We start from the raw sequence: 523 nt of genomic DNA, 5'->3' as shown, positions 1-523 counted from the left end.
CGAGCAACGTTCCTCGGATCAATTTCTTGGCCGCGTCCAGCGCGGCGTGATAGTCCCGGGGCGGCGACGTGGCCGCCAGCTCCGTCAACCCATAGATCAGCGCGTAGACGGCCTCGACGATGCCGTTGCGGTCGGCCCGGTGCGCGAGCTCGCCCCGGCGGTAGGCATCGTCGATGACACCCTCGATGATTCCGCGAAACACCTGGAAGTCGGCCGCGAGCCGCGAATCGCGGGCGACAGCGCCTTCGGCGCGGATCACCCACTCGAAGGCGGCAAGATCGGGATACTCGCGCATGAGCCGGCCCGATTCGTCGAGCACCGCCTCGATGCGGTCGACGGCGGTCCCCGGGCGCGCGGCGGCGGCTCGCAGCCGCGGCACCGCGATGCGCTCGATGTCCTCGACGGCCGCGTCCAGCAATTCGGACTTGTTCGGGAAGTAGTGGTACAGGCTTCCGCTGGTGATGTTCGCCGCCCGGGCGATCTCGCGAATCGTGGTGCGCGAATAGCCATTCTCGGCCACGCA

At 68.5% G+C, this 523-nt stretch carries 1 protein-coding gene; it reads right to left on the bottom strand.

Features of this window, described 5'->3' with window-relative positions:
* A partial coding sequence (locus A5692_RS16555; RefSeq protein WP_068057754.1) for a TetR/AcrR family transcriptional regulator occupies positions 1 to 523 on the bottom strand: 523 nt, incomplete at both ends.

Source organism: Mycobacterium sp. E342, from assembly GCF_001667665.1.
Classification (GTDB): Bacteria; Actinomycetota; Actinomycetes; order Mycobacteriales; family Mycobacteriaceae; genus Mycobacterium.
The sequence above is the reverse complement of the archived record's forward strand: the minus strand, read 5'-3'. Positions and strand labels throughout refer to the sequence as shown.